Source organism: Roseateles sp. (assembly GCF_031397715.1).
GTDB lineage: Bacteria > Pseudomonadota > Gammaproteobacteria > Burkholderiales > Burkholderiaceae_C > Paucibacter_A.
In genome coordinates, this window is sequence record NZ_JANNMI010000010.1 from 1 (window position 1) to 9791 (window position 9791).

Annotated in this window: 7 protein-coding genes; 6 read left to right on the top strand and 1 reads right to left on the bottom strand. The window is 63.2% G+C overall.

Going from position 1 to position 9791, the window contains the following annotated elements:
- Nucleotides 1-274, top strand: a 274-nt coding sequence (locus tag RMO57_RS00365; protein WP_310383200.1) for a hypothetical protein, incomplete at its 5' end; no start/stop codon positions are given.
- 146 nt (nt 275-420) lie between these two features.
- Here the strand turns inward: RMO57_RS00365 and RMO57_RS00370 are convergent.
- Complete coding sequence (locus tag RMO57_RS00370) at nt 421-954, bottom strand: hypothetical protein (RefSeq protein WP_310383201.1); 534 nt, start codon at nt 952-954, stop codon at nt 421-423.
- On the opposite strand from RMO57_RS00370, the gene RMO57_RS00375 reads away from it, so the two are divergent.
- The 5 genes from RMO57_RS00375 (at nt 938) to RMO57_RS00400 (ending at nt 9565) form a co-directional block, all read left to right on the top strand.
- Nucleotides 938-3700 carry a beta strand repeat-containing protein gene (locus RMO57_RS00375; protein ID WP_310383203.1) on the top strand — a complete coding sequence of 921 codons (2763 nt, stop codon included), beginning with the start codon at nt 938-940 and terminating at the stop codon, nt 3698-3700. The two genes, RMO57_RS00370 and RMO57_RS00375, sit on opposite strands and share 17 nt — an antisense overlap.
- A 149-nt stretch (nt 3701-3849) precedes the next feature.
- Entirely contained in the window at nt 3850-4056 is a 207-nt protein-coding gene (locus RMO57_RS00380) for a hypothetical protein (RefSeq protein ID WP_310383204.1), read from the top strand.
- 313 nt (nt 4057-4369) lie between these two features.
- On the top strand, nt 4370-4714 hold the full coding sequence (locus RMO57_RS00385) for a transposase (protein ID WP_310383206.1): 345 nt from the start codon (nt 4370-4372) through the stop codon (nt 4712-4714).
- A gap of 621 nt (nt 4715-5335) precedes the next feature.
- Complete coding sequence (locus RMO57_RS00390) at nt 5336-6136, top strand: transporter substrate-binding domain-containing protein (protein ID WP_310383208.1); 801 nt, start codon at nt 5336-5338, stop codon at nt 6134-6136.
- Between the two features lie 780 nt (nt 6137-6916).
- Nucleotides 6917-9565, top strand: coding sequence for a M1 family metallopeptidase (locus tag RMO57_RS00400; protein ID WP_310383209.1), 2649 nt, complete (start codon nt 6917-6919; stop codon nt 9563-9565).
- Nucleotides 9566-9791: the final 226 nt, after the last annotated feature.

A 9791-nucleotide genomic window follows, 5' to 3' on the forward strand; every position in this document is an offset into this window, starting at 1 on the left:
CGCCGCGCTGGGTGCTGGTGTAGATATTGGCATCACTTGGAGCCCTGGCTCTGTGGCCAAACAGGCAGGCCCGTATGTAGGCCTAGTAGGCGGTATGAAGGCTGCTGTTGGAGTCGGCGGGAGCATCAGTTGGAGTGTTGAGAAGGGCATGCGCGGCGCGCAGAACGCGATCCCAGGCTTCAGCATGGGTGCCGGCGTAGGCGTAGGTGGCCAATTGAGCCTGATGGGCGGCAACGCAACCATTTTGCAAACCTTCTCCTACAAGCCCAAGTAAACCCAAGCGCTGCGCGCCTGACTGGGGCTCTCAGCCAGGCGCGTGTCGAGTTGTTTCGCCTTTATTGATGTTCGGTCTGAGGGCTGGGCGGCGCACCTTCTGTCGGTGCACGACCCGGCAGGCTGGCAATCTCTTTCAAATTCGGCTCACTCGAGCCAACAAGGATTCATCATGAACAAGCACACAAAGTTTGGTGCAGGCCGCGCGTCGGCGATTTCAGTCACCCGATCTGGGCATACCCCTCGCTCGGCTGCCATTGGCCGCGCCGCATGGCCTGGTCGCCGACTGCCGCTCAATATCGCGCTGGCAGCTGTTTTGAGCAGCAGTTCAGTCATGCTGGCGCACGCCAGAACGGTGACCTGGACCGGAAACAACACCGTAGTTTCTGGCGATTTCGGCGCGACTTCTTGGCACACATTCGCAAACTGGACTGTCACAACAGGTCCGGCTGCCCTCGCAGGCGATGATTCCTTGTACTTCAACAACAAGAACAAGTTGATCCATGCCATCGATTTCGGCCAGGCTTTCGCCCCGGGCGCCGGTGGAATCGGTGGCGTGATGAAGGATATTTCGTTTGGCCCCAGTGCCGGCGCATTTGTCTTCAACTCAGGAACGAAGCCAAGCAACATCAATTTGACCGGCAACATCAGCAACTTCAGCTTCGTGAAGCAGACGTTCAACGTCAAAGTCGATGCTTATCAAACCGGGACAAAGGTCTGGGACGGCGGCCTCGGCGGCATGGACCTCAACGATGCATGGCTGAGGTCGGTGGCGGGCGATTCGACACTGACGCTCACCAACAAGGTCGCCATCAGCCGCAGCGCGGCACTGCTGGGTGACGTTGCCAATGCCAATGCAACGCTGAATATCCGAACCGGCACCTCCGCCTCGAACACCACATTGACGCTCGGGCGCGACTTTGGCAGCCAGGGCACGGTGCTGGTGGACGGCGCGCTGTCAAAGCTGACAAACACCAGCGAGCTGGTGGTCGGCCACGGCAGCACCGGCACGATCACGGTGCAGAACGGCGGCACTTTGAACAGCGCCAACACCTTCATCGGCAAGGTTTTGGGCGGCGATGGCTTGGTCGTGATCTCCGGCGCCACCTCCACCTGGGTCAACACAGGCAAGCTGACCATCGGCGAGGCGGGGGCCGGCAGCCTGCGGGCGGAGGCTGGCGCCAAGCTCAGCGGTGCCGACGGCATGATCGGCAACCTCGACGGCAGTGCGGGTGCAGCCAAGGTGACGGGTGCGAACTCGGCCTGGACACTCAGCAACGATCTCCAGGTCGGCAAGTTGGGCGAAGGTTCGCTGATCGTCGAGCAGGGTGGGCTGGTGGTCGTCAAGCGCAATTCCATCGTGGGTGAGGTGGGCGATGCGGGCACGTCGAACGCACGCGTGACAGGTGCTGGCTCGCGCTGGCAAACCGATGGCCTGCTGATCGTGAACAACGGCAGTCTGGACGTGGCAGAAGGTGGCGTCGTGAGCGCCAAGACCGCTTACCTCGGCTGGACCGGCAGCCCGATTCCCGTGGTGGTCAACCTCAGCGGCGCCGGCTCAGCCCTGACCGGCACCGACGGGGTCTTGATCGGGAACTACTCCAGCTCTGCCATCGTGAACCTCGGCACCGGGGCCACCCTCAACACCGGGGCGATTCTCACGATCTCCCCCATCAGCGAACTGAACCTGAATGGCGGCACGCTCAACACCGGCGCGGGCTACAGTCTCGGCCGGGTCAATCTTAATTCCGGCACCGTCAACGTGTCCGGCAACTACCTCACCGGCACCACCGTCCTGGGCACCGACCCGGCGCTGGGTCAAGGCATGAACCTGAAGGTCGTCGGTGAGTTGCAGATTCTGGCCGGGCACAGCGTCAGCCTGAACGGCGGGCAAGCGGAGGCCGTCAAGCTCATCAACTCGGGCGAGCTGGCGGTGGGCAGCTTCAGCCAGCTCAGCCTGGGCATCGGCGGTATGAGTAACGTCGGCGCCGTGCAACTGGCCGGCGGCAAGATCAGCACCGCCGGGGCCGTGGTCAACAACAGCTACCTGGCCGGCTTTGGCGTGATTGGCGGTGCGGGCGGTTTCAGCAACACAGGCCTGCTGCGGCAGACCGGCGGCAGCTTCGAGCTGGCGACGATGGGCGCCAACATCAACACCGGCAACTGGGAGATGGTAGACGGGCGAGGCCTGGTGTTGAGCGGCGCCACCCTGACCAACTCCGGTGTGATGAGCCTGAGCGGTGACACGATTTCCGGCAGGGCGGTGTTGATCAACGGCACTGCAGGCACCTTGACTGGGCGCGGTGTGATCAGCGCTCCGTTCCAGAACGATGGCCGCATGACCGTGGATGCCGGCAATCTGCGCATCGACCCCAACTTCTCCAATAGCGGTCAGATACTGATGGGTTCGACCACAGCCACCCTGGCAGGCGGCGATCTCTGGAACGCTGGCCGCATCCAGGGCGCTGGCCAGATCAACAACGCCATCCTCAACTACGGCACCGTGGGCGCAATGGGCGGCACCCTGACTCTGGGTGGCGCGGTGACCAACAACGGCATCATCAGCGCCGGCTTGGGCGCCACCGTGCTTTTGAACCGTGGCCTGGCCAGCAACACCGGCAAGATCCAACTTAACGGGGGCGGCTTTGACAACAACGGCTTCGCGATGAGCAACGAGGCGACCGGGGTGATCAATGGCTCCGGCACGCTGAGCGGCGGCTTGCTGACCAACAAGGGCAAGGTCTTGCTGAGCGGTGGCACCTCGACGATCTATAACAACGTGCTGGGCACCAATGCCAGCCAGATCATCCTCTCGGGCAACAGCAACACCACCTTGTACGGCACGGTGGATGTGCAGTCGGGGGCCGAGCTGCGGGTCTCGACCGGCTCGGTGGCCACCTTCTTCGGCGATGTACAGCAACGCACCGGCTCCAAGTTCACCGGCGCCGGCGCCAAGCGCTTCGAGGGCAAGCTGACCGTGGGCGCCTCGCCTGGCTTTGGTACGGACGAAGGCGATGTCGAGTTTGGCGAGAGCAGCAGCTACCTGGCCGAGATTGGTGGCATCACCGCTTGTAGCTTGCGCTGCGAGAACGACGCGGTGTTCAAAGACAGCAGCTTCGACAAGTACAGCGTCGCCGGCAACTTAAGCTTGAACGGTATTCTCAGGCTGACATCGTGGAACGGCTTCGTTGCGCAAGCGGGCCAGAGCTTTGATCTGCTGGACTGGGGCACGCTGACCGGCACCTTTGCTGAAATTGATGCTTCTGGCTTCAAGTTAGCCACGGGTACCCAACTGAACTACAGCCATCTTTACACCGACGGCAGCATCTCAGTGACCGTGTCAGCAGTCCCTGAGCCTGACACCTACCTCATGCTGTTGAGCGGCATTGCCTTGATGTGCGCTGTGGCGCGGCGACGTTTAAAGTGAGTGACCATTATTCATTAAGCACACCGCAAGGCCCGCAAGCATCATCGACGCAGAGGCGCTGATACGCTGATACGCTGGCAAGATTCGCAGGCCGGTATGGTTAATCCCACAAGTTTCAGGCTGCGGTCAAGCTGCCTGTGCTAACGCCGGTGCATCCGTCACCAGTCGATCACGAAGAGCTGAAGGCCGCCCGCGCCAACATCGAAGACCTGCTGCTGGGCCATGCTGAGGCTACGCCCGAGATGCTGGAAGAAAGGGCGGAGCTTCAGGATGCACCCCAGCTCAGCAAAGAAGAGCTGGCGCGTCAGGCGCTGGCCCATGGCGGTGCCGACAACGATCCGGCGACACCTGAGTAGGGCGCTAGCCTACCTAAGATGTTAGCTTCAGGCGGTGCGGCTGAAGGCCGAGTCTATTCCGCGACGACATTTTGGCTGGCAAGCGAACGGCTGCTCCGGGCACCCTGCCGCCGCCACCCACTGCTCATCCGAGTGACAAGAACTGGCCGGGAGCGTGAGGCCGCAACCTTGCCAGTAAGCCGCTGTTGACCAAAACGGTCGGCGACCCGAACGGCAGCTATGCGGCGCTTGTTCGAACTGTCGGCTTGGCGCAGGCCAGGAAATTTCGGGGGTACTGAATGCGTGGCAACTCGGTGCCCATATCGGCAAAGCGTTGGCGCTGACCATCGCGCTGGAGAGCGGCGACATGGCCCGCTTTGCCGATGCAGGCCACTTCGCGTCCTATGCCCGCACCGTGGACAGCCGGCGCGAATCCAACGGCAAGAAAAAGGGCAGCGGCAACGCCAAGTGCGGCAACAAGCACTTAGCCTGGGCCTTCATCGAGGCGGCGCACTTTGCCGTGCGCTATGACGAGACGATACGGCACTGGTTCCAGAAGAAGTGCGCCAAAAGCCTGCAGGTGGTGGCGATCAAGGCGGTGGCGCACAAGCTGGCCCGGGCTTGCTTTCATGTGATTAAGACGGGCGCGCCGTTCGACGCGGCACGCGCCTTCGGCTGACAGGAGTTGACGAATGAAGGGACGACGCGGGCAAGGCCGCCAGAGGGTTGGCACAACCATGAGACTTGAATGCCAGCTCGCATCGATCCCGCCCACGTTGAACGAGTTCGCAGCGCCCGTGCCGTGAGCCAAATGGGGTTGGAGCACCAAGACCGTGGGGCACGGCGGCGCAGCCACAAGACCTGAGCGGGCTCCGATGCCTGTAATGAGTGGGCACGGCGCGGAACGGAGGGTTTTCTGGAACGGTGAATGCCGCCAGGGGCTGGCGTGGCCACACGTTCAAGCCTTGATCCTGATGGGTGACTGGTGCGCTGCGGCGCTACCATGAATCGAGAACCAAGTGCGCGGTGAGTTCGACGAAGGGGAATGAATACAGTCTTGAGAGAAAAGAATGCGCTCTTGCAGTGCAGGAGCGTGTATTTGCAACTTGACGGGGGCGGCTAATGGGTGACCTCGGCCCCTGCAGGCGGCTATGGATGGAGCACTTGACGCGGTTTGGGAGTTATCCTTACTCAGATTGGAAAATCGAAACAGCGTGCTTTCCTCGGGGGCATCGGCGCAATATTCTGACTTACGCCTCGCCAGATTGCCACAATGTCCCCAGTTCCTGATCCCTCGAAGATGAAACCCACACTCGCCCCGTACAACTCTATCCGTAAGACTTTATGGCACTTGGTGTGCGGGTTTGTGTTGTTGCTGCCGGCAAGTGCGTTCGCGCGCGAATTGAAGTTCGTCGGACCCGACCAGCCGCCGTATTTCTGGCTTGCCGCCGGACGGCCCACCGGGGCGTTTGTGCAGGCGCTGGATCTCGCCTGTGCCCGGCTAGGCCATACATGTGGCTATGAAGTGCGTCCAATGGCGCGCGCTTGGGCCGAAGTCAAGGCGGGGTTTTTCGATGGCGTGGTTGGCCTCTCCTTCAACAAGGACAGGGCGGACTTCCTGTTCAACCCTGCCCCAATCTTCCCCGCCAATGTGGTGTTTCTGCGCATTGCCGGCAAGAACAAAGCTTTGCGCAGCGAGGCCGAGTTGAACGGCGTGATGATTGGCGTGGTCCGGGGATCGACCAGCGCAAGAAAGCTGCGTGAGCGTCAGGCGCACATCGAACAACTGAAAATCAGCGAAGAGGCGGATGTCGAAACCTTGGTCAAGCTTTTGAAGCTTGACCGTTTCGGCGCCGACGGTGCCATCTTTGGCATCGGCCCTTCCTTTGTCTTCGAGGCGCGCAGCCAGGGGATAGCGTTGGAGCCCATCCTGGAGGCCGACATTAACCACTTGGGCGTGGCCTTTTCGCGCAAAGCCCTTGACGATGCCGAGGTCGATGCCTTCAACGTTGAATTCAAGGCCATGGCCAAGAGCGGGGCGATCAGAAGGATTTCCGCCCAGTACGGACTGCTGGACACGCCGCTAGACAGTGCCCGGTAAGGCGGTTGCGTATTTGGCAGAGAAGTAGTCCTCGCGCACCAACTTTATAAGCGCGACGAAGCAAGAACCCTATTCTTCAGTAACGAGAACCAGAGCCTGATGGGTCGCGGTAGAGACATCCTTTGCTGAGCGCCCCCTGCACGGATCCGAGCATGCGCAATTCACGCACTCGGCTCCCACCTTGGGTGTTTGACGGCAAATCGCTGATTGGGCCAAGGATGAAGGATTCTTGGACGCGGCAAATAGGCTGCGTACAGTGTCATGTCGGTCTCCTTCGCGGGATTGCCCGCTTGATCTGGAAACCAAACGGTAGGCCCGTGAACGGGGATCGGCAACTCGGGCTAGATGATTCTTCAAGTCTTGATTTTGAAGGGTATCAACCGACTATTCGACGTTTCAGTTGCCCGCTGGGCAACGACCGGCAAGGGCACCGAGTTGCCTCGGAGCCACTGCCCCCGAAATGTCCAGGCCTGCGCTAGACCGACAGTTCGAACAAGCGCCGCATAGCTGACGTTCGGTTCGCCGAGCGTTTAGGCCAACGGTGGCTTACAGGCGGTGATGCGGCCACACGGTCCCGGCAGTTTTTGTCATTCGGATGCGCGCAGTGTGGCCGGCGGCAGAATGCCGAAGCGCACGGTAGGACAAGCTGGAATGCCCACTTTGTGCTGTCTTGTGCAGGCCGGCGCGGCCATCATGCCTGGCCCATACCTTTGCAACTGGGGATGGCTTCGCTTCCCGGCTGAGCCTACATTTCACGCTCGCAATTTCTCGGGGCCGACCATGATCGCAATCCGCTGCCTGCTGCTTACCCTTGCCGTCGCGGCCCAGGGCGCCTTGGCGCAGCCGCGTTTCGACTTCGACACCACACCTGGCCGTCTGCTCAAGAGCGTTATGCCCGAACACTACACGCTCTCGTTGGCGCTGGACCCGGATGCAGAGCACTTCAGCGGCCAAGCCGTGCTCAGCTTGCGCGTGCGCCATCCGGTGGCCTTCATCGTGCTGCATGCCCGCGAACTGAAGGCCACGCGCGCGCAGCTAGGCAAACGCCTGCTCGTGGTCACGCCCGACGAGCAGACGCAGACCTGGACCCTCACGCCGACCGACGGCGCGCCCATCGCGGCGGGCATGCACCGGCTGGAGCTGGACTACGACGGCCAGGTGCGCAACAACGGCTCGGGCCTGTTCCAGTCGCCCCACCAGGCCTTGGGCAAGCCAGTGCGCTTGCTCGCCACGCAGCTTCAGGCCGTCTATGCCCGCACCGTGTTCCCCAGTTTCGACGAGCCGGCTTTTCGCACCGTGTTCGAACTTGCGGTGCGCGCGCCGAAGGGCTATGAAGTGCTGTCGAACATGAACCAGACCTCGGCAGTCGACGAAGGATCGATGCGCGTCCACCGCTTCGCGCCCACGCCGCCGATGCCCAGCTACCTGGTGGCGGTGGCCGTGGGGCGCTTCGACTCGCTGTCAAGCAGCGCCGCCGGGGTGCCGTTGCGCGTGCTCAGCGCCCCAGGCAAACGCGAGCAAGGTGCCTATGCACTGGAAGCGTTGCAGAAGCTGCTGCCGTACTACAACGATTACTTCGGCATCCCGTACGCGCTGCCCAAGCTCGACCTGCTGGCCGTGCCCAGCAACCGGCAGGGCGCGATGGAAGACTGGGGCCTGATCAGCTTCGCCGAGAGTACGTTGCTGTTCGACCCCGCCACCAGCGGCACGCAAGCTCAGCGCTTCGTCTTCAGCCTCGTCGCGCACGAGGTCGCGCACCAGTGGTTCGGCAACCTCGTGACAGCCGCCTCGTGGGAGGAGATCTGGCTCAACGAGGCCTTCGCCACCTGGCTGGCGGAAAAGGCCACCAACCGCTTCAATCCCGCATGGCAGGTGTTGCTGCGCCGGCGTCTGGACATCGAGGAAGCGATGGCGCGCGATGCCACTGCGGCGACGCGCGCCATCCGCTCCGGCCCGGTGCCCGAAGACCGGGTGTTTGATGTCTTCGACGGCATCACCTACGACAAAGGCGGTGCGGTACTGACCATGCTCGAGCACTGGATCGGCGCCGATGCCTTCCGACGTGGGCTGGGTGAGTACATGCAGGCGCGCCGGCTCTCGAGTGCGACCGCGGGCGACCTCTGGTTCCACATCGGCAAGGCATCGGCCCGGAACGTGAGCGCGGTGGCGGCCAGTTGGACCGACCAGCCCGGGTTTCCGCTCGTCACCGTCGCAACGCGATGCGTTGGCGGCAAGACGCGAGTCGAACTGAACCAGCAGCGCTTCACGACCTCGGGCGAAGCGGGTACTGCGCTTTGGCAGATTCCGGTGGTGCTGTCGCACGGCGGCGCCTTGAGCACTGTGCTGCTGGACAGACCTGCGCGATCGCTGGTACTGCCGGGCTGTCCGCCTCAGCCGACCCTGGTCAACCCGGCCGGCGACGGCTTCTACCGCGTGGCCTACGGGCCCGCTCAGCAGGCCGCGCTGACCGCGAACTATGCCGCCTTGCCTGCCTCAGTGCAGGTGGCATTGCTGAGCGACACGTTCGCGCTCGCACAGGCCGGCCGGCTGCCCATGACGGCGTACCTGGACCTGCTGGTGGCGTTGCCGCGGGCACAGGGGCCGGGTCGGGCGGCCTTGTTCGCCCAGGCTCGCGCAGGGCTGGACTTCCTGGCGCGTTCCCTGGCCGCCTCGCCGGCTGAGGCGCCCCTGTTCACGGCCGCCCGAGCCCTGCTGGCACCGGAACTCGAAGCCGTGGGCTGGCTGCCGCGCGCGGGCGAGGACAGCGAGACCGAGGCGCTGCGCAACTCGCTGATCCGCCAGCTTGCCCGCTTTGACGATCCCGCGACAATCGAGAGGGCGCGAGCCTTGTTCGATGCCGACGAGGCGGGCCGCGAACCGCTGCCTGCGGCCATCCGCGCCGCGGTCGTGAGCGCGACGGGCCGGCATGCAGACGCGCCCCGATTTGCCCAGCTGATGGAGCGCCTGCAGAAGGCTCAGAGCGAAAAGGACCGGCGGCTGTTCGCCGGTGCGCTTGCCAGTACGCGGGACCCGGCGCAGGCGCGCCGGGTAATGGAGCTCTCGCTGACGGGCGAACTGCCAAACAACATTGCTCCTTGGCTGCCCGGCATGGTCGGGGACGAGTCTGCACATGCGGCCATGGCCTACGCCTTCGTCGTCGAACATTGGGCCGAGTTGGCCGAGAAGACGGGCGGCATGTTCGGCGCTCGCGCCTGGCTGTTGCCAGCCGCCAGCGAGAGCTTCAACGAGCCTGCGGCCGCGCGGCGTCTGTTGGCCGACCAGCAGCGGCTTGCCGGCGATCCCGGCACGGCGCCGGCGTTGCAGGTGGCGGCGCAGATCGAACTGCGGTCCGTGATCCGGGCGCGCGAGTCCGAGCAGCTTGGCAAGGCGCTCGAGGCGCTGCTGGTTCGTATGCGCGCAATGCTCTAGCGGCTCCGGAACGGCCGCGTGGCTTCATTCCGCTGCCCGCTGGCCGTTTTGCGGAAGTCGTCTCCACTGGCGCTATGTCAGCAATGGGCACTTATGCACAGTGCCTCGTTATGAGTAGTTCGCCGGTAGCACCGGTCGAATTGCAGCGGAAATGCTGGTGATTTGGCCCTGTGGCGGGTGGCGCGACGCTGAACATAATTCTCGGCTCAGCCCAAAGGTGGCGGCT